The sequence below is a fragment of the Caulobacter sp. UC70_42 genome (assembly GCF_044056025.1).
Classification (GTDB): Bacteria; Pseudomonadota; Alphaproteobacteria; order Caulobacterales; family Caulobacteraceae; genus Caulobacter.
The window spans coordinates 4,779,105-4,804,158 of sequence record NZ_CP171994.1 but is presented as its reverse complement, the minus strand read 5'-3'; the positions used below and the strand labels follow the sequence as shown (position 1 = coordinate 4,804,158).

Here is a 25,054-nt window from a genome sequence, read left to right as displayed (position 1 = left end):
CAGACTTAGGCAGAGAACTGCTCGGCCAGAACTCTTTCCTCGAGGCTGCGGCCGGCGTCGAAGAGCATCGACAGCGAAGTGCCGCGGTCCTCGGATATGTGCACCTCCAGGACGTCGCGCACCTCGAAGTTGTCGGCCACGGCGCTGACCGGCCGTTTGTCGGCTTCCAGGATTTCGAACGTCACCCGCGCCGACTGCGGCAGAAGGGCGCCGCGCCAGCGGCGGGGGCGGAAGGCGGAAATGGGCGTCAGGGCCAGGACCTGGCCGTCGATCGGGATGATCGGGCCGTGGGCCGAGAGGTTGTAGGCCGTCGAGCCGGCGGGGGTGGCCAGCAGAGCGCCGTCGCAAACCAGCTCGCCCATCCGCACCTTGCCGTCGATCGAGATGCGCAGCTTGGCGGTCTGGCGCGTCTGGCGCAGCAGCGAGACCTCGTTGATGGCCAAGGCGCGGTGCTGTTTCCGGTTCGAATCGATGGCGACCATGGCTAGTGGATGGATGACGGCCCGCTCGGCGGCGTTGATCCGCTCCAGCAGGCTGTCCTCGCTGTACTCGTTCATCAGGAAACCGACCGAGCCGCGGTTCATGCCGTAGATCGGCGTCTGGGTGGCGATCGCCTCGTGCAGGGTCTCCAGCATGAAGCCGTCGCCCCCCAGCGCCACGATGACCTGGGCGTTCTGGTCGCCGACATCGCCATAGCGGGCCATCAGCCGTTCCCGCGCCTCCTGAGCTTCGGGGCGGTCGCTGGCCTTGAAAGACAGGCGAGTCACGAAGGGTTGCGCTTGGTACATGCGGCCAAGTGGCGGGAAGCCCGCGAGCTTGTCAAACGACCGATGAGACCGCCGCGTCAGACCTGGCCGACGGCCTGGCGGAAGGCCATGCCGGCGATATCCGGCGTGAAGGGGCCAAAGGCGCTGGCGGCGCGGCGGACGCCCTCTTCACCGCCGCCGGGACGACCGCCATTCAGCTGGCGGACGTGCTCCAGGATGGTCGGGAAAACGCTGCGGTCGATGCCCACGGCCGAGCAGGCCAGGGCCAGAAGCTCGGGGCGACCGCTGTCGATGGCGCGGCGGATCTGAGGGGGCTCGAACTTGCCCAGGCGCGCCAAGGCCATGACGAACAGTTGCAGCCGGCCCTCGCGCAGCACGCGTAGCAGGTAGCCGGGTCGCAGCTGGCCGGCGGAATCCAGCTTCTCGATCAGCGAGCGCTCCATCTCCTCGCGATCCTCGTCGACCTCGACCGGGCCGACGTCCTCGCCCGGCGGATTCGCCGCGATGGGCCGCGTGCAGAGCCTCGTCGACGGCGGCCTGCATCTTGGTCGGATCCAGCTGGAACCGCGTCGTCAGGGCGTCGCGCAGGGCGCGGCCAACCAGCAGATAGAGCTGCTCGGCCAGATCGGCGGAGAGCTTCGGGTGCTGGGCCAGGGGCGAGCGCAGGGCGACGACCTCGCGCGAGCGGTTCACCAGCCGGCTCATGGCGTCCGGTGAGATGTGGGCGGTGTCGTTCGCGGCCAGGGCGGTCAGCACGGCCGGCTCGTCGCGGCTGATGATCGCCTCGACCACCTGCGCCTGCAGGTGCGGACGGCGCGCGATCTCGATCTGGTGCTCCAGCGTCGCCTGAACCAGCAGCCGGATCAGGTCGTGATCCTGCAGCACCGGGCTGCGGGCGATGATCGGGCGGGCGATGTCGATCTCGTCCAGCGCCATGATGTTGATCAGGGCCGAGGGGGCCCAGTCGGCGTCGGCCAGGCGCTCGGACAGCCGGTGGCGGATGTCGCGCTCGGCCTCGACCACCAGGGTCATGAAGATGGAATTGAGCAGGGCCTGGATGTCGGGATGGGTCGGCTCGCCGCTGGCCTGACCGGCCTCGCAGAGGTCGATGATCCCGGTGAGCAGGCGTTCACGATCGCCAGGCTCGCGACTGCGGGCCAGCTTCATGAGCGATGCGATCTCGACGGCTTGGATGGCCCGCCTCCTTCGAATCCGGAAGACCCGATCAGGATGACCTTGCGGCCCCCAAATGAAAACATGCTTAAACAGGCCAAGGACGCCGACGCGCCACATCGCGTCGAGATGTCGCAAGCTCGAGCGGAGGATATGTGACTCAAGACCTGATCCTGGCCCTGGACCAGGGCACGACCAGCACCCGGGCCATCCTGTTCGACCGCGCCGGCCAGTCCCTGGGCGAGGCCTCGCGCCCGCTGCGCCAGAGCTATCCGCGCGACGGCTGGGTCGAGCACGACGCCGAGGAGATCTACGCCGCGTGCCTGGCGGTGTTGCGTGAGGTGGCCGAGGCCTCGGGCCGGACGGACGCCATCGCCGCCATCGGCATCACCAACCAGCGCGAGACGGTGGTGGTCTGGGATCGCGCCACCGGCCGTCCGATCCATCCCGCGATCGTCTGGCAGGACCGCCGCACGGCCGAGGTCTGCGCCGCGCTGAAGACGGCGGGCCACGAGCCGCGCGTCACCGAAGTCACGGGGCTTCTTCTGGATCCCTATTTTTCGGCCACCAAGATCGCCTGGATCCTCGACAGGGTTCCGGGCGCGCGGGCCCGGGCCGAGGCGGGCGGCTTGCTGTGCGGCACCATGGACTGCTGGGTGATCTGGCGGCTGACGGGCGGGGCGGTCCACGCGACCGACGCCACCAACGCCTCGCGCACCCTGCTGTTCGACATCGGCGCCCAGGACTGGTCGCCCGAGATGCTGGACCTGTTCAAGGTCCCCGCGCCGCTGCTGCCCAAGGTGCTGGACTGTGTCGACGACTATGGCGAGACGAGCGCCGAGCTGCTGGGGCGCCCGTTCAGATCCGCGGCGTGGCCGGCGACCAGCAGGCCGCGCTGATGGGGCAGGGCTGCGTTGCGCCGGGCCAGATGAAGGCCACCTACGGCACCGGCTGCTTCATGCTGATCAACACCGGCGAGGCGCGGCCGATCTCGCGTTCGCGCCTGCTGACCACCGTGGCGGCGCGCGTCGGCGGCAAGACGACCTACGCCCTGGAAGGCTCGATCTTCGTGGCCGGGGCGGCGATCCAGTGGCTGGGCGAGGGGCTGGGCGTCACCGGCGGCCCGCGCGCGGCCGAGGCCCTGGCGCGGGCGGCCAAGGCCGACCACGGCGTCGTGGTGGTGCCGGCCTTCACCGGCCTGGGAGCGCCCTGGTGGGACGCCAAGGCGCGCGGCGGGATCTTCGGCCTGACCCGCGACGCCGGCCTGCCGGAGATCGCCGCGGCGACCTTCGATGCGTGCGCCCTGCAGAGCCGCGACCTGATCGAGGCCATGCGCGCCGACGCGCCCTCGGCTTTCGGGGAAGCCGCGCAGATGCGCATCGACGGTGGCATGTCCAAGAGCGCCTGGTTCTCGCAGCGACTGGCCGACCTGACCGGAATGTCGGTGCGGCGCGCCAGCTACCAGGAGACCACGGCGCTGGGCGCGGCCCTGTTCGCGGGCGTGGGGGCGGGGCTCTACGCCTCGGTCGAGGAGGCCGCCGAGGCCAGCCCGGCCGCCGAGACCCTGTCGCCGTCGATCAAGGAGCACGCGCGCGAAGCGGCCTACGCCCGCTGGCTGGACGCGGTGCCCAGGGTGAGACTTTAGTCGAACCTTGGTTGCGGTAACATCGACGTCGCCCCATAACGATCTGACAAGAAGAAGCGGAGATCGCCATGACCACCCGTCGCGCCGTGCTGGGCGCAGGAGCCGCCCTGATCGCTGGCGGGCAGGCCCTGGCCGCTTCGCCCGCCTATCCGAAGATCGGCAAGATCCGCCGCCTTTCGCCGGAGCTGGACGCGATCCTCGACGTCAATGCGCCGATCGAGCAGATCGCCGATGGCGTCACCTGGGCCGAGGGGCCGGCCTGGCACTGGGAGAGCAAGTCCCTGCTGTTCTCGGACGTGCCCGGCAACGTCATGTATCGCTGGGCCCCCAAGACCGGAAAGACGGTGTTCCTGCAGCCGTCCGGCTATGACGGTCCGCCGACCAAGATCTTCCGCGAGGCCGGCTCGAACGGCGCGATCATCACCCTGGCCGGCGAGCTCGTGATCGCCGACTGCGGCAATCGCGGCGTCGCCAAGGTGGATCTCGCGACCAAGCAGAAGACGGTCCTGGCCAGCACGTACAAGGGCAAGAAATTCAACAGTCCCAACGATCTGGTCGAGGTCCGCGACGGTCCGCTGAAAGGTTCGCTCTATTTCACCGATCCGCCCTATGGCCTGGAGGGGCTGGACGCCTCGCCGGCCAAGGAGCTGTCGTTCAACGGCGTCTACCTGCTGCGGCCCAATGGCGAGGTGGCGCTGATCGACGACACGCTGTCGTTCCCCAACGGCGTGGGCCTGTCGCCGGACGGAAAGCGGCTTTACGTCTCGATCTCGGACCCCAAGCGGCCGGTGATCATGGCCTACGAGCTTGGCGGGGACGGCCTGCCCAAGTCGTCAAAAGTGTTCTTCGACGCTTCCGAGCTGCTGAAGGCCGGTGGGCCGGGCCTGCCGGACGGCATGAAGGTCGACGCCAAGGGCAACCTGTTCGCCAGCGGGCCGGGCGGGATCATGATCCTGACGCCGGAGGCCAAGCTGCTGGGCGTCGTCGAGACCGGCGGTCCGGCCGCCAACTGCGCGTTCGGCGAGGACGGCAAGACGCTGTTCCTGACCTCCAATCACATTGTGGCGCGCGTGCGCACCAAGACTTCCGGCCTGGCCTGGTAGGAGAGAGCGACATGGACGAGATCAGCAAGCGGACATTCCTGGCGGCTGGTCTCGCCGCCACTCTGCCCCTGAGCGCCCCATCTCTCGAGGCCAGGGCGGCGGAGCCCGGCCGCAAGCTGGGCTATGCGATCCTGGGGCTGGGCTACTACGCCACCCAGATCATCATGCCGCGCTTCGCCGAGTGCGAGCATTCGAAGCTGGTGGCCCTGGTCAGCGGCACGCCGGAGAAGCTGACCAAGTTCGGCGAGCAGTACGGCATTCCCGAAAGCCATCGCTACAGCTACGAGACCTTCGACAGGATCGCCGACAATCCCGACGTCGACATCGTCTACGTCATCACGCCCAACAGCCTGCACCGCGTCTTCACCGAGCGGGCGGCCAAGGCGGGCAAGCACGTGATGTGCGAGAAGCCGATGGCGACGACGTCAGCTGACGCCGAGGCTATGATCGCCGCGTGCAAGAAGGCCGGCCGCAAGCTGATGATCGGCTATCGCAGCCGGTTCCAGGCCCACAATATCGAGGCGATCAAGCTGGCGCGGGAAGGGGCCTTCGGGCCGGTGCGGACGGTGACGACCGACCACGGTTTCACGATCGGCGACCCGACCCAGTGGCGGCTGAAGCGGGCGCTGTCCGGCGGCGGCAGCCTGATGGACATCGGAATCTACAGCCTGAACGCCGCCCGCTACCTGACGGGCGAGGAGCCCGTGGCCGTCAACGCCATGGAGTCCACGGACCGTTCCGACATCCGCTTCAAGGAGGTGGAGGACATCATCAGCTTCCAGCTGCTGTTCCCGTCGGGCGCGGTGGCCAACTGCTTTTCCACCTACAGCACCAATTTCAACCGCTATCGCGTCAGCGGTCCCAAGGGCTGGGTCGAACTGGAGCCGGCCACCAGCTACCAGGGCCAGACGATGCGAGCGCAACTGAACCGCCAGACGGGCCCGCGCGAGCCCGCCGCGCAGCCGAAGAACCAGTTCTCCGCTCAGCTGGACCACCTGTCGGAATGCATCTTCACCGGCCGCGAGCCGATCGTCCCCGGCGAGGAGGGCCTCAAGGACATGCGCCTGATCGAGGCCGTCTACCGCGCGGCCCGCGAGGGGCGCACGGTGAAGGTCTAGGCGGTCTCGTCCAGATAGGCCTTAACCCGCGCGAACAGGTCCTCGAACATCGGCGTCGTCAGGCGGCCGGTGTTCGTGTTGAGCCGTGAGCAGTGATAGCTGTTGAAGATCCGGTAGGGACCGGCCTGGAACTCCGAGCCATGGCCGGGAACGCCCGCCGAAGCCTTCAGGCCCAGGGCCTTCAGCACATTGCGCCGCGAGACGTCGCCCAGGGTGACGATGGCCCTCAGATTGGGGAACATCTCCAGCCGCGCGGTGAGGAACGGGCGGCAGTTGTTCTCTTCCGAGGTCTCGGGCTTGTTGCCGGGCGGCGCGCAGCGGACGGCGTTGGTCACGGCCGCGCCGACCAGCTGGAGCGAAGTCATCGGGGCGCGCCTCGAACTTGCCGGTGGCGAAGCCGAACTTGATCATCGTGTCGTAGAGCAGGGTCCCGGCGTAGTCGCCGGTGAACGGCCGGCCGGTGCGGTTGGCGCCCTTGCGGCCGGGGGCCAGGCCCGCGACCAGCAGGCGCGCGTCCTTGTCGCCGAACGAGGGGGCGGGACCGTTGAACCAGTCGGGATAGAGGTCCTGGTTCTCGCGGCGATAGGCCACCAGGCGCGGGCACAGCGGGCAGTCGCGTGGCGGTTCGGCGGGGTTGGGGACCGTCTCGCCGACGATGTTGGAACGCTGGCTCATCTCAGTACTCGTCGTCGGCTTCGCGTTCGGCCGGGGTGCGGTTGTCCGAGACCGGACGCGGCTGGACCCGCTGCGGGCGGCCGATGATGCTGCCGAGGTCGGCGAGGTCGACGAAGTTGTCGGCCTGGCGGCGCAGGTCGTCGCTGGTCATCGGCGGCTGGCTCTTCATGGTCGAGACCACGGTGACCCGGCGGCCCTTGCGCTGGACGGCCTCGACCACGGCGCGGAAATCGCCGTCGCCGGAGAACAGCACCAGATGGTCGGCGGTTTCGGCGATCTGCAACATGTCGACCGCGATCTCGATGTCCATGTCGCCGCGCCAGCGCTTGCGGCCCTGGCTGTCGGTGAACTCGCGGGCCGGCTTGGTCACCAGGGTGAAGCCGTTGTAGTCCAGCCAGTCCACGAGGGGGCGGATCGGCGAATAATCGTCGTTCTCGGCGATCGCGGTATAGTAGTAGGCTCGGATCAGGACGCCGCGCTTTCTGAACTCGTCGAGCAGCTTGCGGTAGTCGATGTCGAAGCCCAGAGCCCTGGCGGCGGAATAGAGATTGGCCCCGTCGATGAACAGCGCCAGGCGGTCGGTCGGATAGAAGGTCACGATAATCCCTTGAAAAATCAGGTCGCTCGAAATGACTTGGACGAGGCCGTGATCGTGGCGCTCGGCAGCAATCTGCCCGGACCCTATACGAGTTCGCGAGGCGCTGTTGGAAGCCGCGCTGGCCGCCTTGCCGGAGGTCGGGTTGACCGTGGTGACGCGCTCGACCTGGTGGGCCTCGGCGGCCTGGCCCGATCCGGCCGGACCCGACTATCTGAACGGCGTGGCCATCGTCGCCACCGATCTGTCCCCGGCCGACACCCTGACGGCGCTGCACACGATCGAGGAACGCTTCGGAAGGACGAGGGGAAAGGCCAACGCCCCGCGAACCCTGGACCTGGATCTCATCGCCCACGGCCGGACGGTCCTGGACGGCGACCTCGTCGTGCCGCATCCACGCGCCCAAGACCGGCTGTTCGTGATGGGACCGCTGGCCGAGCTGGCCTCGGCCTGGGTGCATCCGGTGAGCGGTGAGTCGGCCTTCCGCCTGGCGGCCAACGCCAGCGTCGGGCGCGACGCGCGCTCCACCAAGTCCGTCTAGCGCCTACGGGGTGGACATTGACGAGCGAAGCGGGCATAAGCGCCCGCTCGCAAAAGCTGACATTCATGCGCGACATTGCTTGTCGCCGCACGGAAGCCTATTTTGCGATAGCTAATCGGCAGCCCGAGGAACTCATGGCCCGCGTCACCGTCGAAGATTGCGTCGAGAAGGTTCCGAACCGCTTCTCGCTGGTTCTGCTCTCCGCGCACCGCGCCCGCGCCATCTCGGCCGGCGCCGCCCTGATGGTCGACCGCGACAACGACAAGAACCCTGTCGTCGCCCTGCGCGAGATCGCCGACGACGTGATCGATCACGAAGGCCTGAAGGAGCACCTCATCAGCACGCTGCAACGCGTCGATGAGCACACCGAGGCCGAGGAAGAGGCCGAGACCCTGGCCCTGCTGGCCGATCCGAGCCACATGCAGATGAGCGAACTGGAACTGGTCCGCGCGCTGCAGAGCGACCGTGACGGCGGTCAGGAGGAGCGGTACTGAGCCCCGAAGGCGCAGACCCTCTAACCCTGCAGGCGGTCACGCCGACCGCTCTGTCCGAACGCGCGCCCGATGTCGAATCGGGCGCGTCTTCGACTCAAGCTCCCGCCGCGGCGGTCGAGCCGCCGGCGCCCAAGCCGCGCCCCAAGTTTCTTCGCCAGTACGAGCTGATCGAGCGGGTCCACGCCTACGACCCGACGGCCGACGAGGCGCTGCTGAACCGCGCCTATGTCTACGCCATGCGGATGCACGGCTCGCAGACCCGGGCCAGCGGCGACCCCTACTACGCCCATCCGATCGAGGTGGCGGGCATTCTCACCGAATACCGGCTGGACACCGCCACCATCGTCACGGCGCTCCTGCACGACGTGATCGAGGACACCCCGGTCACCAAGGAAGAGATCGCCAAGCTGTTCGGCGACGAGATCGCCGAGCTGGTCGAGGGCGTCACCAAGCTCAGCAAGCTCGAGCTGCAGGCCGAACACATGCGGCAGGCTGAGAACCTGCGCAAATTCATCCTGGCCATCTCCAAGGACGTGCGCGTCCTGCTGGTCAAGCTGGCCGACCGTCTGCACAACATGCGGACGCTGCACTTCATCAAGAACCAGGCGAAGCGCGAGCGGATCGCCCGCGAGACGCGCGACATCTACGCGCCGCTGGCCCGCAACATCGGCTGTCATCGCATCTGCGTGGAGCTGGAGGAGCTGTCCTTCCAGCACACCAACCCGGTGGCGCGCGACGCCATCATCCGCCGCCTGGACGCGCTGCGCGAAGAGCAGGGCGGGGCGGTGGCCCTGGTCAGCCAGGAGATCGCCGCGCGCCTGGAATCGTCGAACATGCCGGCCCGCGTCTTCGGTCGCGAGAAGTCGCCCTATTCGATCTGGCGCAAGCTGCAGCGCAAGTCGATCGGCTTCTCGCAGATGTCGGACATCTACGCCTTCCGCGTGATCGTCGACAGCGAGGAAGACTGCTACCGCGCCCTGGGCGTGGTGCACCGGGCCTGGTCCAGCGTGCCCGACCGCTTCAAGGACTACATCTCGACGCCGAAGCGGAACAACTACCGCTCGCTGCACACCACGGTCGTGGGCCCGCGCGGGATGCGGATCGAGATGCAGATCCGCACCGAGGCCATGGACCGGGTCAACGAAGAGGGCGTCGCCGCCCACTTCCGCTACAAGGACGCCTCGTACGGGCTCGACCTGGAAGGCATGGAAGCCGCCGGCGGCCGCGACCCGCTGGCCAACCTGCGCCAACTGGTCCAGGTGCTGGAGCACGGCGGGGACTCCGAGGAACTGGTCGAGCACGCCAAGCTCGAGATGTTCCTCGACCAGGTTTTCGTCTTCACCCCCAAGGGCAAGCTGGTCAGCCTGCCGCGGGGCGCGATGCCGCTGGACTTCGCCTACGCCGTCCACACCAGCGTCGGCGACACCTGTATCGGCGTGAAGATCAACGGCGAGCTGAAGCCGCTGCGCACGCCGCTGGTCAATGGCGACGTGGTCGAGGTGGTGCGGGGCTCCAAGCCGGTTGTACCGCCGGACTGGCGCTCGCTGACGGTCACGGGCCGGGCGAGATCCGCCATCCGGCGTCATATCCGCCAGACCGAGAAGGAAGAGTTCCTGCGCCTGGGCAAGGCGTCGCTGGAGCAGGTCTTCGAGCGCGCGGGCAAGAAGCTGAAGGACGTCTCGCTGCGGCCGATCCTGGAGCGCTTCGCCCTGGAGAGCGACGAGGCGCTGTTCGACGCCGTCGGGCGGGGTCGGGTTTCGCCCAGCCAGGTGCTGGAGACGGCCTATCCGGGCATGAAGGACTCCGATCGGGAGGCCGCCACGGCCCGCCGCAAGATCGAAGGCGGCCAGGACGCGACGCTCTATGTGCGCGGCGGCGGCCTGACCCCGGGCGTTTCCCTGCACTTCGCCCACTGCTGCAGCCCTGTGCCGGGCGACCGCATCGTCGGCATCCTGCGCGAGGACGGTGAGGGCCTTGACGTCCACACCATCGACTGCCCGCGCCTGGCCGAATACGAGGACCGCGAGGAGCTGTGGCGCGACCTGAACTGGACGCCCGAGGCCGAGCGCTCGACCATCTCGCTGACCCGGCTGCACGCCACCATCCAGAACGCGCCCGGCGTGCTGGGCCTGGTCTGCACGATCATCGGCGAGGCCGGCGGCAACATCGTCAATTTGCGGATGCACCATCGGCAGAGCGACTTCTTCGACACCGACATCGATGTCGAGGTCCGCGACGCCAAGCACCTGACCAACATTCAGGCCGCCCTGCGCGCCTGTCCGTCGGTAGAGACCGTGGACCGGACAAGGGGCTAAGCTCCAGGCTGAATGGTTGCGAAATTCCCGTTAAGGGCGCATCGTCCTGGCCAAGGCCGGGGAGGCGACCATGGGTGCTGTGCGCGTCTATTTCGCGACCAATCGCAATGAGCAGCCCGACAACAAGAAGCTGGTCTTCGGACCGCGCTTCAATCCCGACGGGGTGGCGGCGCTGCGGTTCGGCTATGTCGATTTCCCAGAGGGCGTCGAGACGCTGCAGGGCGGGTCGGTCGTCGTCTATCCGGACGTGAAAGGCGAGACCGACGTGGCCAAGACCGGCGGCGGCCGGTTCCTGGACGACATTCGCAAGGCGATGCTGAACGGCCAGGACACCCTGGTTTTCATCCACGGCTTCAACGTCACCTTCAACGGCGCGATCGAGGCGGGCGCGCGGCTGGCGCGCGACGTGCGGATCCGGGCCGGGGCGACCGACGACGGCCGGCCGGTGAACGTGGTGGTGTTCAGCTGGCCCTCGGACGGCGAGGCCGTGCCGTTCATGTCCTACTACAGCGACCGCGAGGACGCGCGGGCGTCCGGCCCCGCTCTGGCGCGGACCTATCTGAAACTGCGCGACTTCCTGGAGCAGCTGCGCAACGCGGATCGCTGTGATCGCAGCATCCACCTGATGGCCCACAGCATGGGCGCCTACGTCCTGCGCCAGGGCCTGCAGGCGGCGCTCGCCAAGGACCCCGACGGCTTGGTCCGCATCTTCGACCAGATCCTCCTGGCCGCCCCCGACGAGGACGACGACACTTTCGAGCAGGACAGCAAGCTGAAGCCCCTGCCGAGGATCGGGCGTCAGGTGACGGTCTATTTCAACCCATCCGATCGGGCGCTGGTCATCTCGGACAAGACCAAGGGCAATCCTGACCGCCTCGGGTCGGACGGCCCCCGGCTGATCGACATGCTGCCCAAGAAGGTGGTGCTGGTCGATTGCCGCAACGTGGCTGGCGACGCCGACGCCTTGGTCCAGCACAGCTACTATGCGCGCAGCCGCGCCATGACCTTCGATATCGGCGCGGTGCTGGCGGGCATGGACGCCGAGGCGATCGGCAACCGGGACTATGTGCTGCCGCTGCGGGCGTGGCGGATCGTCAAGGAGCTGGCTTAGCGCCCCCGAAGCGCCGCCACCGCGTCGCGCGTGCCCGCCGTCATCGGCGAGGGCAGGGCGTCCAGGGCGAACCAGCCCCATTCGTGGATGGCGTGGGCCTCTTGGATCGCCGGCTCGCCCTCGAAGCTTTCGACCGCGTAGGTGATGGCCACCCAGTGATAGTCGGGGGCGACCATGTCGGTGACGGCCAGGACGCGGCCGGCCTTGATGGTGATCCCCAGTTCCTCGTGGATCTCGCGTTCGGCGCAGACGTGGGCGGCCTCGCCCCAGTCCAGCTTGCCGCCGGGCACGCCCCAGTGATCGGCCTCGGGATTCTTCGACCCGCTTGACCAGCAGCAGCCGGCCCTGGCTGTTCGAGGATGGCCGCGCCGCAGCCGACGCGAGGACGTTGCACTTCTTCGGTCATGCGCGCCGTAAAGCCTGAAACGGCGCGGTCAGGCAAGCCGGCGTTTGAAGACTCGCCCGCTTGGTTCTATAGGCAGCGCTCATGACCAACGATGACGTCCTCGACGAATTCCGCGCCGCAGGGGCTCTGCGCGAAGGCCACTTCGTGCTGTCCAGCGGCCTGCACAGCCCGGTCTTCCTGCAGAAGAACCTGGTGTTCATGCGCCCCGAGCGCTGCGAGCGGCTCTGCAAGGCCCTGGCGGAGAAGATCCTCGCCACGGTCGGCGCGGTCGACGTCGCTGTCTCGCCGGCCGTCGGCGGCATCATCCCCGGCTATGAGACCGCCCGTCACCTGAACGTGCCGTCGATCTATGTCGAGCGCGAGGGCGGCAGCTTCAAGTTCCGCCGCGGCTTCCACCTGGAGCCCGGCCAGAAGGTCGTGATGGTCGAGGACATCGTCACCACCGGCCTGTCGTCGCGCGAATGCATCCAGGCCATCCAGGAGGCTGGCGGCGACGTCGTGGCCGCCGCCTGCATCGTCGACCGCTCGGGCGGCAAGGTCGATGTCGGCGTGCCGCTCATCTCGCTGTGCAGCCTGGAAGTTCCGGCCTATCCGGCCGACGCCCTGCCGCCGGAGCTGGCCGCGATCCCCATCGAGGATCCCGGCAGCCGCCGGCTGCGGTAGAGCGGTCTAGTCGGCCGCCTTGGCCGGCGGCGGCGTCAGCTGCTTGACCGGCCAGGCGATGCCCAACTGCTCCAGATAGGTCCCGTACTTGTCGGGGTCGTAGTAGTACTTCTTCATCTCGGGCCGATAGGTCGCCATGATATTGGCGTTGATCTGGGTCTGCGGCTTGTCCGTCGCCGACAGCATCGGCACGTACTTCTGCGTCTTGGTCTGGACGTCGGTGAAGTAGGTCTTGGCTTCGGCCAGCAGCTTGGGCTGGGTCAAGAGATCCAGCGCCGTCATCGCCACCACCTTCGATCCGGCGACCACGCCCTTGTGGGCGATCGGCGTGGCCATCGAGATGGCGTTGGCCCAGTGGTGGCCCGGCAGGTCCGGGATGTTCGACGGATAGTTGATCGTGATCGTGGGCATGATCCACGAGATGTCGCCGATGTCGTCCGAGCCGCCGCTTTCCGGCTTTTCCTCCGGGGGCTTGAGGCCCTTCAGCTTGACGTCGAGGCCGTCCTGCTTGGTCGAGCCGACGTTCTTCTGCACGGCCTTGGCGAAGGCCTGCTCGTCGTCGGTCCACTTGGGCAGGCCGACGGCGTCGATGTTCTTCTGGGCCGCCTCGGCGATCGGCTTGTTGAAGTGGCGCGGGGCGGCCGTGCCGACGATGGCGTAGTCCATCTTCGTGTCGGTCATGTCGGCCGCCGCCTTGGCGATCCGGTTGCCGATGTCCCAGTTCTTCTTGATCGCGTCGAAGGTCTGTTCGCGGAAATAGTACCAGACGGTGGCCTCGGACGGCACGACGTTGGGCTGGTCGCCGCCGTCGGTGATCACATAGTGCGAGCGCTGCTCGGGCTTGAGATGCTCGCGGCGCATGTTCCAGCCCATGTCCATCAGCTCGACGGCGTCGAGAGCGCTGCGGCCACGCCACGGCGCGCCGGCCGAGTGGGCGGACTCGCCATGGAAATTGTACTTGATCGAGACCAGGCCCGTGCCCGAGGGCTGACCCCAGGCGGTCTGCAGGTTCGAGCCGACGTGGGTGAAGATGGTGGCGTCGACGCCTTTGAACACGCCGTCGCGGACCATATAGGCCTTGCCGGCCACCAGCTCCTCGGCGACGCCGGGCCACAGGACCAGGGTCCCGGCGATGTTCTGCTTGGTCATCACGTCCTTGACCGCCAGGGCGGCGACGACGTTCAGGGCCTGGCCGGAGTTGTGGCCCTCGCCGTGGCCCGGCGCGCCGGGAACGATCGGATCATGCCAGGGCACGCCCGGCTTCTGCGAGGCCTTGGGGATGCAGTCGATGTCGCTGCCGAAGGCGATGGTCGGGCCGCCGCTCCCGTTCGTCCAGGTCGCGGTCCAGGCCGTCGGGATGCCCGAGACGCCGCGCTTGATGGTGAAGCCGTTCTGCTCCAGCACCTTGGTGATGTAGGCCGAGGTCTCGACCTCCTGGAAACCCAGCTCGCCGAACGAGAAGATCTCGTCGTTCATCACCTGGGCCAGCTTGGCGCGGCTCTCGACGCCCGCCACCGCCTCGGCCTTCAGGCTCTTGAGCTTGCCGGCCGAAATGTCGGCGGCGCTCGCCCCACTCGCCAAGGTGATCGCCAGAACGCCCGCCGTCGCGGCCAGCCAGGTCTTGTTCGAAATCATCACGCCCCTCCCAAAGGTAGAGCGTATACGATTAGGCGCCGGCGCGGCTTTGTCCATGCGCCAGCCCTGGCGCCGGCCCGCGAAATTCCCACCTGCACAGGCGGGCGGCTGGGCTTATAGAACTCCAGCCGAGTCCTCGGGTTTCGACGGGAAGAGCGGATGAGCTTGCGACTTGGCGTCAATATCGACCACGTGGCCACGATCCGGAACGCGCGCGGCTCGTCCTATCCCGAGCCCGTGCGCGCGGCCGAATTGGCCCTGGCCGCCGGCGCCGACGGCATCACCGCCCACCTGCGCGAGGATCGCCGCCACATCAGCGACGCCGACATCGCCGTGCTGACCGACCTCTGCCACAAGCGCGGCAAGCCGTTGAACTTCGAAATGGCCGTGACCGACGAGATGGTCGGCATCGCCATCGGCGCACGCCCGCACGCCGCCTGCCTGGTGCCCGAGCGCCGCGAGGAGGTCACCACCGAGGGCGGCCTGGATGTGATCAAGGGCCAGAACCGCATCGCCGACGCCACCGCCCGCCTGCGCACCGTCGGGGCGCGGGTGTCGCTCTTCATCGAGCCCGATCCCGACCAGATCCGCGCCTCGGCCGCCGCCGGCGCCCAGGTCATCGAGCTGCACACCGGCGCCTATTGCGACGCCTATCGCGAGGGCCGCCTTGAGCGCGCCGAAGCCATTCTCGAGCGGCTGAAGGCCGGCGCGGCCCTGGCCGCGAGCCTCGGGCTCGAAGTCCACGCCGGCCACGGCATCGACTACGCCACCGTCAAGCCGATCGCCGCGATCCCGGAGATCGCCGAGCTGAACATCGGCCACTTCCTGATCGGCGAGGCGATCTTCGTCGGCCTGCCGCAGGCCATCCAGCGGATGCGCCTGCTTATGGACGCTGCTCGGGTCGAGCATCCCGTGAAAGTGGAGGCCGGTTTTGCGTAAGGATGCTCGACAGCTAGAAGATGCCGAGCGCGAAACGCGCTCGGTGGAAGCGGAGCAGGCGGCGTGATCATCGGCATCGGCTCGGACCTCTGTGATATCCGCCGCATCGAGAAGTCACTGGAACGCTTCGGCGAGCGCTTCACCAACAAGGTCTTCACCGAGATCGAGCGCAAGCGGTCCGAGCGCAAGCCCGACCGGGCTTCCAGCTACGCCAAGCGGTTCGCGGCCAAGGAGGCCTGCTCCAAGGCCCTGGGCACGGGCCTCAAGCGCGGCGTGCATCTGGCCGGCATGGGCGTGGTCAACCTGCCGTCCGGCAAGCCGACCATGGCCCTGACGGGCGGCGCGCTGGAAAGGCTGAAGGAACTGACCCCAGAGGGCATGGAGGCGGTGATCCACCTCTCCCTGACCGACGACCATCCCTACGCCCAGGCCTTCGTGATCATCGAGGCCCTCCCCAAGGCCTGAGAACTCGCGTGGCGCCCGAGAGCGTTTGACGAGACGGCCCAACCGTCGCCATGAAGTGCGGCTAACGGCCCCGCCACTTGCCCCTCCAACTCTTGCTCATGGGGGCAAGCCCGTCTAGCAAAGCCGAACCGGTTCGCCGGCCAATCATCTTCGAAGAGCTCCGCGCCCGCATGACCGACGCCGCCGACGACCTTACGCCGCCCGAAGAGAAGGGCGTCGTCGCCGAGTTCATCGAGATCATCAAGACCGTCGCCTACGCCCTGGGCATCGCCCTCGTGCTGCGGGTCCTTCTGTTCCAGCCCTTCACCATTCCGTCGGCCTCGATGGAGCCCAACCTCTATCAGGGCGACTACATCATCGTGTCGAAGTTCAGCTACGGCTGGAGCAAGCACTCGATCCCGTTCAGCCCGCCGATCATCAAGGGCCGCATCCTGGGGCGCGCGCCGACGCGCGGCGACATCATCGTCTTCAAGCTGCCGCGCGACAACCGCACTGACTACATCAAGCGCCTGATCGGTCTGCCGGGCGACAAGGTCCAGATCCGCGGCGGCCAGGTGTTCATCAACGGCAAGGCCCTGCCGCGCAAGGAACAGGCCCCGGCCCTGGTCGACACCGGCTACGGCTTCACTCAGCAGGTGCAGCGCTTCCAGGAGACCAACCCGGAAGGCCGCCAGTACAACACCCAGGACTTCGGCCCCGACAGCCGCGGCGACAACACCGGCGTCTACACCGTGCCGGCCGGCTGCTACTTCTTCATGGGCGACAACCGCGACAACTCGGCCGACAGCCGCTTCGACCCGGGCGTCTCGCCTTACGCGGAGAGCGCCTGCAAGTGGGACTACGAGCTGGACCAGTATATCGGTGACGAGATCGGCGTCGGCTTCGTGCCCGCCGAGAACCTGGTCGGCCGCGCTCAGATCATCCTGCTGTCGTGGAACGCCGAGGCCAGCCTGTTCAAGCCCTGGACGTGGTTCCTGAACGCCCGTCCCAGCCGCTTCTTCCACGTGCTGAAGTGATGCAGAACCATGGATAGACGGGTCGCCGCCGTCGGCGACCTCGAGCGCCGGATCGGCCATCGGTTCAACGACCGCGAACTGCTCGAACGCGCCTTGACGCACGCCAGCGTCGGGGATGGGGCCAAGAAGGTCCGCGACAACGAGGTGCTGGAGTTCATCGGCGACCGGGTGCTGGGCCTGTTGGCCGCCGAGGCCCTGGCCGATCGCTTCCCGAAGGCCAAGGAGGGCGAGCTGGCTCCGCGCCTGAACGCCCTGGTCAGCCGCGAGACCTGCGCCCGCGTCGCGCGCCTGGCCGAACTGGGCCCGGCCCTGCGTCTGTCGGCCTCGTCCAGCAAGATCGGCGGCCGCGAGACCGACTCGATCCTGGCCGGCGCCACCGAAGCCCTGATGGCCGCCCTCTACCAGGACGGCGGCCTGGACGCGGCCCGCAAGGTGTTCCTCGACCTGTGGGCCGACGAGTTCGACAAGGCCGGCGAGGGCCGTCCGCGCGACCCAAAGACCGCGCTGCAGGAATGGGCCCAGGGCAAGGGCCGCCCGCTGCCGACCTACCGCGTCCTGGACCGTACGGGACCCGACCACGCGCCGGTGTTCACGGTCGAGGCGGTGGTGGTCGGGGTGGATCCGGCTATCGCCAAAGGCAAGTCCCGGCAGGAGGCCGAGAAGGCCGCCGCCAAGGCGTTGCTGGAGCGCGAAGGGGCGGGGTAACGAACCCCTCTAGAGGGGATTGGGCGGCGTCTATCCTCGGAATTCGCGGGATCGAACCCAGTGAAATCAACCACTTCCTACTTTTACGCGCCCCTGAATGATCCGCGTTGAATCCGCCGCGATACTCAATGCGTCCCCGTCGCGGGGGAGGGCGTTTGGATCCGGCCCAATACGGCGGCGGGGGTAGGTTGAGCGGGGCCGCTGGCGGTTCCTGGAGGTGTCGTCAGGTCGTGCGGCTTACTCTTTAGGAGCGCGTACGGGTGACGGGATCGTTGGGATCAAAGCCGACAGCGGAGCGACAGGGCGGTGATCGTACAAGCCGCCTATCGTGGATCGTCGGGGTCGAGACGGATGTAGCCGATCGACTTGGTCCGCGCCCGTCCGGGGGTAAACGGGGACCCGAGCAGACAACGCTCACGCCTCCCGACCTCACGGGCAAGAACAGCCTGGCGGAGCGGTCAGCGAGCCGAAACACAACAAACCTCACGGTCTCCGGGTTCGCCCGGCCGCTCCGTCGCCTCCCCACACGCCTTCAGCGGCCGCGCCGCGTGAAGCCGCGGCGCTGTGCGTCCTTCCAAGCCCGCACCTTGACCGCCGTCACGCCGAGCCCCTTTCATGCCGTCTCGCGTCCGCGATTCCCGGAGACCTTCCCCATGCGCCATCTCGCCGTCGCCTTGCTGCTGACCCTCGGCCTGGCCGCCTGCGGCAAGGGCCAGTCCTATCAGGCGTTGCCCAACGACATGAGCCTGGGAAACAAGGACGCCAAGGTGACGGTGGTCGAGTACGCCTCGGTCGGCTGCCCGATCTGCGCGCGCTGGGACCAGGAGGTCTTCCCGGCCTTCAAGGCCAAGTACATCGACAGCGGCAAGGTCCACTACGTGTTCCGCGAGATGCTGGTGGGTGGCGGCTCTGAAGTCACCGTGGCTTCGGCCGGGTTCCTGCTGGCCCGCTGCGCTGGCAAGGACAAGTACTTCCAGGTCAATGAAGCGATCTTCGCCAGCCAGCCGGGCGTCTTCGAGACGCCGCGCGAGACCCTGTTGGACATCGCCAAGTCGGTCGGCATGAACGAGGAGCAGTTCAACACGTGCGTCACCGACGAGGCGGCGATCAAGGCCCTGAACGCGCGGGTCGAGAAGAACGCCAAGGCGCACGACATCAACGCCACCCCGACCTTCGAGATCAACGGTCGCAAGATGGAGCCGGGCTACCACGCCCTGGCCGAGATCGACGCGGCGATCGAGAACGCCGGGCGCTGATCGGCCGTTCGCTACCCCCGGGGGGCCATTGGTGCTACACGCACGCGCAATGACTGACACCACCCCCCAAGCACCCGCCCAGACTCGCGCCGGTTTCGTGGCGATCATCGGCGCGCCGAACGCCGGCAAGTCCACCCTGGTCAACCACATGGTCGGGGCCAAGGTCTCGATCGTGACCCAGAAGGTCCAGACCACCCGCTTCCCCGTGCGCGGCGTCGCCATCGAGGGCGACACCCAGATCGTGCTCGTCGACACCCCCGGGATCTTCAGCCCGCGCCGCCGCCTGGACCGCGCCATGGTCCGCTCGGCCTGGGCCGGCTCGGAAGACGCCGAGGCCACCGTCCACCTGGTCGATGTGCAGGCCGAGTTGGCCAGCCGCGCCGACAAGGCCACGCCGGGCGAGTTCCGCTCGGCCCAGGACGTCCAGACCATCATCGAGGGGCTGAAGGCCGCCAATCGCAAGGTCATCCTGGCCCTGAACAAGATCGACGGCGTCAAGCGCGACACCCTGCTGGCCGTGGCCAAGGACTTCTTCGACACCGGCGTCTATTCGGACGTCTTCATGATCAGCGCCACGACCGGCGCGGGCGTTCGAGGACCTGACCGCCAAGCTCGTTTCGATGATGCCGGAGGGGCCCTGGCTCTATCCGGAGGACCAGACCGCCGATCTGCCGGCCCGCCTGCTGGCCGCCGAGATCACCCGCGAGAAGGTCTATCTGCGCGTCCACGAGGAGCTGCCTTACGCGACCACCGTCGAAACGACCGCCTTCGAGGAGCGCAAGGACGGCAGCGTCCGCATCGAGCAGACCATCCTGGTCGAGCGCGAGGGCCAGCGGATCATCGTGATCGGCAAGGGCGGCCAGACCTTGAAATGGATCGGCCAGGCTTCGCGCGAGGAGCTGTGCGAGATCCTCGATCGCAAGGTTCACCTGTTCCTTCACGTGAAGGTCAAGGAGAACTGGGCCGAGGAGCGGGGGCTGTTCAGCGATATCGGACTGGATTTCGATGTTTGACGCGCCCGCGTTGACCGTCGATCTGGACGCCTATTTCCGGCGCATCGGCTATGACGGTCCGCGCGCGCCGACCTTGGCGACCTTGCGCGCCATCACGCTGAAACACCCGGACGCCATTCCGTTCGAGAATCTCGACGTTCTGCTCGGGCGCGGAATCAGCATCGTCCCGGCCGACATCGACGCCAAGCTGATCGGCGCCGGGCGGGGCGGCTACTGCTACGAGCAGAACGGCCTCCTCAAGCGCGTGCTGACCGCGCTCGGCTTCCAGGTCGAGGGCCTGATGGCCCGCGTGCAGTGGATGCAGGCCGAGGGCGCGCCGGCCCGGCCACGCTCGCACATGGTGCTGGGCGTCTCGATCGATGGCGAAACCTGGCTGGCCGACAGCGGCTTTGGCGGCTGCGTGCTGACCGGGCCGCTGCGGCTGTTCTCGGGCGACGTGCAGGACACGCCGCACGGCGCGTTCCGCATCGTCGATGTCGAGCACGGCGGGGTGGCCGAACGCCAGGTTCAGGCCAATCTCTCGGGCAAGTGGGCGCCGCTCTACCAGGTGGCCAAGGGCGCCTGGGCCGACATCGACTACGAGCAGGTCAATTTCTACACCTACACGCATCCGAGTTCGCACTTCACCTGGAGCATGACGGTGGGCCGCTCGACGCCGACCGCCCGTTACGCCCTGAAGAACAACCGCTTCACCCATCGCGACGTCACCGGCGCCGTGGTCGAGCAGCGGGATCTCTCGGCCGACGAACTGGAAGCGACCCTGCGCGACGTGATCGGCCTGCCGGTCGCGCCGGACTGGACGCCGGTGCTGGAAAAGGTCGTGGCCTGGGGGACGCCGGCTTGAGCCAGGAATGGGAGGACGAAGCCTACGTCCTCTCGGCCCGCTCGCACGGCGAGACGGGGGCCATCGTCGAGCTCCTGACCCAGGATCGCGGCAAGTTCGCCGCCCACGTGGCGGGCGCGGCCTCGCGGCGGATGAAGCCGTTCCTGCAACCCGGCGCCCGGGTCATCGCCCGCTATCGCGCCCGGGTCGCGGACCAGCTGGGCTCGGCGACCCTGGAGCCGATGGGCGAGGGGCCTTCCAGCCTGTTCGACGACCGCCTGGCGCTGGCGGGCCTGTCCGCCGCCGCCTCGGTCGCCGCCTCGGCCCTGCCGGAGCGAGAGGCCCATCCCGGCGCCTTTCACGCGCTGGAAGCCCTGATCCGCGTGCTGGAAATCCCCGACATCTGGCCGGCGGTCTATGTGCGCTACGAGGCGGGCCTCTTGCAGGAGCTGGGCTTTGGCCTGGATCTCTCCAAGTGCGCGGCCACCGGAAGCTTCGACGATCTGGTCTATGTCAGCCCGCGCACCGGTCGCGCCGTCAGCCGAGGGGCCGGCGCGCCGTATCATGACAAGCTGCTGCCGCTGCCGCCGTTCATGCTGTCCTCGCAGGGCGGCCTGGCCGAGGGCGACGTGAAGGCGGGCCTGGACATCACCGGCCACTTTCTCGAACAGTTCGTCTTCGGTCCGCTGAACCGGCCGCTTCCCGCGCCGCGGATGTGGCTGATCGACCGACTGACCGAAGCGGGGCGACTGTGAGCGCCGCTCCGACGCTTTCCGCGCATTCGGTCGCCATCCGCCCTGGAAGCCGGAAAACCGGGGATCGTTCAGGCCTAACCGGTCGAATCATCGCGGCGATATCTGCTAGGATCGTTGCCCGGAGTAACGAATCCCCTCGATGAACAAGCCTGTCCTTCCTCCCGGCGGTCCCGACGACGGCGACCGCATCCTCAACGAGCCGCTGACGGAAGCCCTGTCGCGCCGCTATCTGGCCTATGCGCTCTCGACCATCGGTTCGCGAGCGCTGCCCGACGTCCGCGACGGCCTAAAGCCCGTGCACCGTCGCGTGCTGTACGCGATGAGCAACATGCGCCTGAACCCCGACGCCGCGGCGCGCAAATGCGCCAAGGTGGTCGGCGAGGTCATGGGTAACTTCCACCCGCACGGCGACCAGTCGATCTACGACGCCCTGGTCCGTCTGGCCCAGGACTTCGCCCAGCGCATCCCGCTGGTCGAGGGGCAGGGGAATTTCGGCAATATCGACGGCGATAACGCCGCGGCCATGCGCTACACCGAGTGCAAGATGACGGAAGCGGCGACGCTTCTGCTGGACGGCATCGACGAGGACGCGGTCGACTTCAAGCCGACCTATGACGGCCAGGACGAGGAGCCTCTGGTCCTGCCGTCGGGCTTCCCGAACCTGTTGGCCAACGGCTCGTCGGGCATCGCGGTCGGCATGGCCACCTCGATTCCGCCGCACAACGCCGCCGAGTTGATCGACGCCTGCCAACTGCTGCTGGCCAATCCCGACGCGACGACCGAGGACATCCTGGAAAAGGTGCCGGGGCCGGACTTCCCGACCGGCGGCGTCATCGTCGAACCGCGCGCGTCCTTGCTTGAGACCTACGAGACCGGTCGCGGCGGCGTGCGCATCCGCGCCAAGTGGGAAAAGGAAGACACGGGTCGCGGCACCTACCAGATCGTCGTCACCGAGATTCCGTACCAGGTGAAGAAGTCGGATCTGGTCGAGCAGCTGGCCGACCTGATCGACAGCAAGAAGGCCGCCCTGCTGGGCGACGTCCGCGACGAGAGCGCCGAGGACATCCGTCTGGTCCTCGAGCCTAAGTCCAAGAACGTCGAGCCCGAAGTGCTGATGGAGAGCCTGTTCAAGCTCTCGGCGCTGGAGGCCCGCTTCCCGGTCAACATCAACGTGCTGGACGCGCGGGGCACGCCGGGCGTGATGGGCATCAAGCAGGCGCTGATGGCCTTCCTGGCCCACCGCCGCGAGGTGCTTACCCGCCGGGCCCGTCACCGCCTGGCCAAGATCGAAGCCCGTCTGCACATCCTGGACGGTCTGCTGATCGCCTATCTGAACCTCGACGAGGTCATTCGGATCGTCCGCTATGAGGACAAGCCGAAGGAAAAGCTGATCGAGACCTTCGGGCTCTCGGAGATCCAGGCCGACGCCATCCTCAACACCCGCCTGCGCCAACTGGCCAAGCTGGAGGAGATGGAGATCCGCCGCGAGCACGCCGAGCTGGTCGAGGAACGCGACGGCATCCTGGCCATGCTGGCCAGCGAAACCAAGCAGTGGAAGCTGGTCGGCGTGGGCCTGTCGGAAGTCCGCGCCACCCTGTTGAAGATCAAGCACCCGCTGGACAAGCCGCGCCCGACGGGCGTGAAGGGCCGCTCGATCTTCGCCGACGCTCCGGTCGTCGACGCCGACGCCGCCATCGAAGCGATGATCGTCCGCGAGCCGATCACGATCATCCTGTCGGAGCGCGGCTGGATCCGCGCCGCCAAGGGCAAGATCGACGATCCGTCCGAGCTGAAGTTCAAGGAAGGCGACAAGCTGGGCTTCCTGGTCCCGGCCGAGACCACCGACAAGCTGCTGATCTTCTCCAGCGATGGCCGCTTCTTCACCCTGGGCTGCGACAAGCTTCCCAGCGCGCGGGGCCATGGCGAGCCGGTGCGGATGATGATCGAGCTGGACGACAAGGTGAGGATCATCGACGTCTTCCCGTTCAAGGCCGGTCGCAAACGCATTCTGGCCTCGAAGCTGGGCTACGGCTTCCTGATGCCCGAGGAAGAAGCGCTCGCGAATCGCAAGGCCGGCAAGCAGGTCCTGAACGTCGACGCCGCCGGCGCGGCGTTCTGCCTGGAAGCCGTGGGCGACCAGTTCGCGGTGATCGGCGACAACGGCAAGATCCTGATTTTCCCGATCGAGGAACTGCCGGAAATGCCGCGCGGCAAGGGCGTGAAGCTGCAGGCCTACCGCGAGGGCGGCTTGCGCGACGGCCTGTCGTTCAACGCCGAGACCGGGGCCTACTGGATCGACACCGCCGGCCGGCGCCGCGACTGGGCGGAATGGAAGGAATGGATCGGTCGCCGGGCCGGAGCTGGCAAGCTCGCGCCCAAGGGCTTCGCGACCAACAAGCGGTTCAGGCCGAAATGAGCAGGGGACGGCTGCGTCGCCGCGCGCTGAGCTTGCTGGCCAGCGTCTTCGGTTGCGCGGCCGTCGCCGCGACTCCGGCCCTGGCCCTGCCCAAAGGCAAGCCGGAGGAGCAGGGCTTCAGCGCCGAACGGCTCAAGAAGCTCGACGAGCACATGCAGGCCATGGTCGACCGCGGCCAGATCGCCGGCGGCGTGACCCTGCTGGCCCGCCACGGCCGGGTCGTCCATGCCAGGGCCTTCGGCCATCGCGCCCTGGGCGGCGATCCGATGCCGATCAACGCCATCTTCCGCATTCGCTCGGAAACCAAGCCGGTCACCGGCGTGGCGATGATGATCCTGTACGAACAGGGTCTGTGGAACCTCGACGACCCGATTAGCAAGTTCGTGCCGGAGTTCGCCAATCTCCGCATCGCCACGGGCGTCGACGCGGCGGGCGAGCCCATCCTGGCGCCGATCACCCGCCCGCCGACCATGCGCGAGCTGATGACCCACACGGCCGGCTTCGCCTACGGTATCGCCGACGATCCCAGCAGTCCGGCCGACCAGGCCTACTACCGCGCCGGCGTGTTGCAGTCCGGCTCGCTGAGCGAACTGGTTCAGAAGGTCTCGGGCCTGCCGCTGTTCTCCGAGCCAGGGCGATTGTGGCGCTACAGCGTGGCGGCCGACATCCAGGGCTACATCGTCGAGAAACTGTCGGGCGAGACCCTGCCGGTCTTCATGGAAGAGCACATCTTCGCGCCGTTGAAGATGAAGGACACCGCCTTCTACGTGCCGGCCCAGAAGCAGCCCCGCCTGGCTGCGCTCTATGACGGAGATCCGGCGACGGGCGCGCTGGCGCCAGCCATGGAAGGCGCGTGGCGTGACGTCAGCAAGCCGCCGGCCGCGCCGCTGGGCGGGGGCGGCCTCGTCTCGACCGCCGGCGACTTCGCCCGCTTCGCCCAGATGATCCTGAACAAGGGCGTGCTGGACGGCGTGCGGATCTTGCGTCCGGAGACCGTGGCGCTGATGACCCAGAACCATCTGCCGCCCGGCTTCGTGGTCACGACCAACGGCACGACGGGCGTGCTCAATCCCGGACCCAAGCCGTTCCCGTTCGCCGCCGGCATGGGCTACGGCATCGACATGGCCGTGGCCGTCGATCCGGCCGCCTCGGGCGCGCCGGTCGGGCCGGGGACGGTCAGCTGGGGCGGCAGCGCCGGAACCTGGTTCTGGATCGATCCGGCCAACGACCTGTTCTTCGTCGGCATGATCCAGCGTCTGGGCGGGGTGGGGCCGGGCCTCGACGCCCAGTCTCGGACCCTCGTCTATCAGGCGATCGAACGGCCGCCGCTCGTGGCCGCGCCCTCCGGTCAGCAGCCGGCCAAGCCGGGTGTCAGGACAACCGCGGCGCGGTAGCCTGGAAAAAAGAAAACTCCCCCCGCCGTCC

Annotated in this window: 18 protein-coding genes and 6 pseudogenes; 18 read left to right on the top strand and 6 right to left on the bottom strand. The window is 67.9% G+C overall.

All coding sequences use genetic code 11. From position 1 onward, the window contains the following. Positions 1-5: 5 nt before the first annotated feature. Both ACHMW8_RS24150 and ACHMW8_RS24145 read right to left on the bottom strand, forming a co-directional pair. Positions 6-788 (bottom strand): NAD kinase, encoded by a 783-nt coding sequence (locus tag ACHMW8_RS24150; protein ID WP_125157439.1) that lies wholly within the window; start codon positions 786-788, stop codon positions 6-8. 56 nt (positions 789-844) lie between these two features. Next, a pseudogene (locus tag ACHMW8_RS24145) lies at positions 845-1,934 on the bottom strand (DUF2336 domain-containing protein). Positions 1,935-2,095: 161 nt separating this feature from the next. On the opposite strand from ACHMW8_RS24145, the pseudogene glpK reads away from it, so the two are divergent. The 3 genes and pseudogenes from glpK to ACHMW8_RS24130 all read left to right on the top strand — a co-directional run bounded on the left by glpK (position 2,096) and on the right by ACHMW8_RS24130 (position 5,806). Then, positions 2,096-3,585: pseudogene (glpK, locus tag ACHMW8_RS24140) on the top strand (glycerol kinase GlpK). A 68-nt stretch (positions 3,586-3,653) separates the two neighbouring features. Next, entirely contained in the window at positions 3,654-4,688 is a 1,035-nt protein-coding gene (locus ACHMW8_RS24135; protein WP_395444011.1) for an SMP-30/gluconolactonase/LRE family protein, read from the top strand. After that, positions 4,595-5,806: a Gfo/Idh/MocA family protein gene (locus tag ACHMW8_RS24130; protein ID WP_395446046.1), complete on the top strand. Its 1,212-nt coding sequence runs from the start codon at positions 4,595-4,597 to the stop codon at positions 5,804-5,806. Before ACHMW8_RS24135 ends, ACHMW8_RS24130 begins: the two co-directional genes overlap by 94 nt. Here ACHMW8_RS24130 and ACHMW8_RS24125 read toward each other — a convergent pair. Both ACHMW8_RS24125 and ACHMW8_RS24120 read right to left on the bottom strand, forming a co-directional pair. Then, positions 5,803-6,481: pseudogene (locus tag ACHMW8_RS24125) on the bottom strand (uracil-DNA glycosylase). The gene ACHMW8_RS24130 and the pseudogene ACHMW8_RS24125 sit on opposite strands and share 4 nt — an antisense overlap. Before the next feature lies 1 nt (position 6,482). After that, on the bottom strand, positions 6,483-7,079 hold the full coding sequence (locus ACHMW8_RS24120; RefSeq protein ID WP_125157445.1) for an NYN domain-containing protein: 597 nt from the start codon (positions 7,077-7,079) through the stop codon (positions 6,483-6,485). Between the two features lie 48 nt (positions 7,080-7,127). On the opposite strand from ACHMW8_RS24120, the pseudogene folK reads away from it, so the two are divergent. The 4 genes and pseudogenes from folK (at position 7,128) to ACHMW8_RS24100 (ending at position 11,537) form a co-directional block, all read left to right on the top strand. Then, positions 7,128-7,617 (top strand): annotated as a pseudogene (folK, locus tag ACHMW8_RS24115) (2-amino-4-hydroxy-6-hydroxymethyldihydropteridine diphosphokinase). A gap of 134 nt (positions 7,618-7,751) precedes the next feature. Then, positions 7,752-8,111, top strand: a complete 360-nt coding sequence (gene rpoZ, locus ACHMW8_RS24110) for a DNA-directed RNA polymerase subunit omega (RefSeq protein WP_099577049.1) — start codon at positions 7,752-7,754, stop codon at positions 8,109-8,111. Positions 8,112-8,347: 236 nt separating this feature from the next. After that, the gene (locus tag ACHMW8_RS24105) at positions 8,348-10,426 is read left to right on the top strand and encodes a bifunctional (p)ppGpp synthetase/guanosine-3',5'-bis(diphosphate) 3'-pyrophosphohydrolase (protein ID WP_233586610.1); all 2,079 of its coding nucleotides are present in this window, start codon (positions 8,348-8,350) and stop codon (positions 10,424-10,426) included. A gap of 70 nt (positions 10,427-10,496) precedes the next feature. After that, positions 10,497-11,537, top strand: coding sequence for an alpha/beta hydrolase (locus tag ACHMW8_RS24100; RefSeq protein WP_395444010.1), 1,041 nt, complete (start codon positions 10,497-10,499; stop codon positions 11,535-11,537). Here the strand turns inward: ACHMW8_RS24100 and ACHMW8_RS24095 are convergent. After that, positions 11,534-11,943 (bottom strand): annotated as a pseudogene (locus tag ACHMW8_RS24095) (NUDIX domain-containing protein). The gene ACHMW8_RS24100 and the pseudogene ACHMW8_RS24095 overlap by 4 nt on opposite strands. Before the next feature lie 81 nt (positions 11,944-12,024). Here ACHMW8_RS24095 and pyrE point away from each other — a divergent pair. Continuing rightward, positions 12,025-12,606 carry an orotate phosphoribosyltransferase gene (gene pyrE, locus ACHMW8_RS24090; RefSeq protein WP_125157450.1) on the top strand — a complete coding sequence of 194 codons (582 nt, stop codon included), beginning with the start codon at positions 12,025-12,027 and terminating at the stop codon, positions 12,604-12,606. A gap of 6 nt (positions 12,607-12,612) precedes the next feature. Here pyrE and ACHMW8_RS24085 read toward each other — a convergent pair whose 3' ends face one another. Further along, the gene (locus ACHMW8_RS24085) at positions 12,613-14,238 is read right to left on the bottom strand and encodes a M20 family metallopeptidase (protein WP_395446045.1); all 1,626 of its coding nucleotides are present in this window, start codon (positions 14,236-14,238) and stop codon (positions 12,613-12,615) included. A 162-nt stretch (positions 14,239-14,400) separates the two neighbouring features. Here ACHMW8_RS24085 and ACHMW8_RS24080 point away from each other — a divergent pair, with 162 nt between their 5' ends. From ACHMW8_RS24080 to ACHMW8_RS24035, 10 genes and pseudogenes are all read left to right on the top strand, one after another. Then, complete coding sequence (locus ACHMW8_RS24080) at positions 14,401-15,180, top strand: pyridoxine 5'-phosphate synthase (protein WP_395444009.1); 780 nt, start codon at positions 14,401-14,403, stop codon at positions 15,178-15,180. A gap of 63 nt (positions 15,181-15,243) precedes the next feature. Continuing rightward, complete coding sequence (acpS, locus tag ACHMW8_RS24075) at positions 15,244-15,645, top strand: holo-ACP synthase (RefSeq protein WP_395444008.1); 402 nt, start codon at positions 15,244-15,246, stop codon at positions 15,643-15,645. 170 nt (positions 15,646-15,815) lie between these two features. Continuing rightward, complete coding sequence (gene lepB, locus ACHMW8_RS24070) at positions 15,816-16,661, top strand: signal peptidase I (protein WP_395444007.1); 846 nt, start codon at positions 15,816-15,818, stop codon at positions 16,659-16,661. 9 nt (positions 16,662-16,670) lie between these two features. Further along, positions 16,671-17,366, top strand: coding sequence for a ribonuclease III (gene rnc / locus ACHMW8_RS24065; protein ID WP_125157455.1), 696 nt, complete (start codon positions 16,671-16,673; stop codon positions 17,364-17,366). 653 nt (positions 17,367-18,019) lie between these two features. Beyond that, positions 18,020-18,622 carry a DsbA family protein gene (locus tag ACHMW8_RS24060; protein WP_395444006.1) on the top strand — a complete coding sequence of 201 codons (603 nt, stop codon included), beginning with the start codon at positions 18,020-18,022 and terminating at the stop codon, positions 18,620-18,622. Between the two features lie 49 nt (positions 18,623-18,671). Then, a pseudogene (gene era / locus ACHMW8_RS24055) lies at positions 18,672-19,635 on the top strand (GTPase Era). Continuing rightward, positions 19,628-20,479 carry an arylamine N-acetyltransferase gene (locus ACHMW8_RS24050; protein WP_395444005.1) on the top strand — a complete coding sequence of 284 codons (852 nt, stop codon included), beginning with the start codon at positions 19,628-19,630 and terminating at the stop codon, positions 20,477-20,479. Before era ends, ACHMW8_RS24050 begins: the two are co-directional and overlap by 8 nt. Next, positions 20,476-21,213: a DNA repair protein RecO gene (recO, locus tag ACHMW8_RS24045; RefSeq protein WP_199743468.1), complete on the top strand. Its 738-nt coding sequence runs from the start codon at positions 20,476-20,478 to the stop codon at positions 21,211-21,213. The genes ACHMW8_RS24050 and recO overlap by 4 nt, the downstream gene beginning before the upstream one ends. A gap of 139 nt (positions 21,214-21,352) precedes the next feature. After that, positions 21,353-23,629: a DNA topoisomerase IV subunit A gene (parC, locus tag ACHMW8_RS24040; protein WP_395444004.1), complete on the top strand. Its 2,277-nt coding sequence runs from the start codon at positions 21,353-21,355 to the stop codon at positions 23,627-23,629. After that, positions 23,626-25,023 carry a serine hydrolase domain-containing protein gene (locus tag ACHMW8_RS24035; protein WP_395444003.1) on the top strand — a complete coding sequence of 466 codons (1,398 nt, stop codon included), beginning with the start codon at positions 23,626-23,628 and terminating at the stop codon, positions 25,021-25,023. The genes parC and ACHMW8_RS24035 overlap by 4 nt, the downstream gene beginning before the upstream one ends. Positions 25,024-25,054: the final 31 nt, after the last annotated feature.

Excerpts from the sequence above, each read along its gene's own strand:
- ACHMW8_RS24060 (WP_395444006.1), top strand. The coding sequence starts at position 18,020 with ATGCGCCATCTCGCCGTCGCCTTGCTGCTGACCCTCGGCCTGGCCGCC.
- ACHMW8_RS24080 (WP_395444009.1), top strand. The coding sequence starts at position 14,401 with ATGAGCTTGCGACTTGGCGTCAATATCGACCACGTGGCCACGATCCGG.
- lepB (WP_395444007.1), top strand. The coding sequence starts at position 15,816 with ATGACCGACGCCGCCGACGACCTTACGCCGCCCGAAGAGAAGGGCGTC.
- ACHMW8_RS24105 (WP_233586610.1), top strand. The coding sequence starts at position 8,348 with ATGCGGATGCACGGCTCGCAGACCCGGGCCAGCGGCGACCCCTACTAC.
- rpoZ (WP_099577049.1), top strand. The coding sequence starts at position 7,752 with ATGGCCCGCGTCACCGTCGAAGATTGCGTCGAGAAGGTTCCGAACCGC.
- ACHMW8_RS24135 (WP_395444011.1), top strand. The coding sequence starts at position 3,654 with ATGACCACCCGTCGCGCCGTGCTGGGCGCAGGAGCCGCCCTGATCGCT.
- ACHMW8_RS24150 (WP_125157439.1), bottom strand. The coding sequence starts at position 788 with ATGTACCAAGCGCAACCCTTCGTGACTCGCCTGTCTTTCAAGGCCAGC.
- ACHMW8_RS24050 (WP_395444005.1), top strand. The coding sequence starts at position 19,628 with ATGTTTGACGCGCCCGCGTTGACCGTCGATCTGGACGCCTATTTCCGG.
- rnc (WP_125157455.1), top strand. The coding sequence starts at position 16,671 with ATGGATAGACGGGTCGCCGCCGTCGGCGACCTCGAGCGCCGGATCGGC.
- pyrE (WP_125157450.1), top strand. The coding sequence starts at position 12,025 with ATGACCAACGATGACGTCCTCGACGAATTCCGCGCCGCAGGGGCTCTG.
- ACHMW8_RS24100 (WP_395444010.1), top strand. The coding sequence starts at position 10,497 with ATGGGTGCTGTGCGCGTCTATTTCGCGACCAATCGCAATGAGCAGCCC.
- ACHMW8_RS24035 (WP_395444003.1), top strand. The coding sequence starts at position 23,626 with ATGAGCAGGGGACGGCTGCGTCGCCGCGCGCTGAGCTTGCTGGCCAGC.
- parC (WP_395444004.1), top strand. The coding sequence starts at position 21,353 with ATGAACAAGCCTGTCCTTCCTCCCGGCGGTCCCGACGACGGCGACCGC.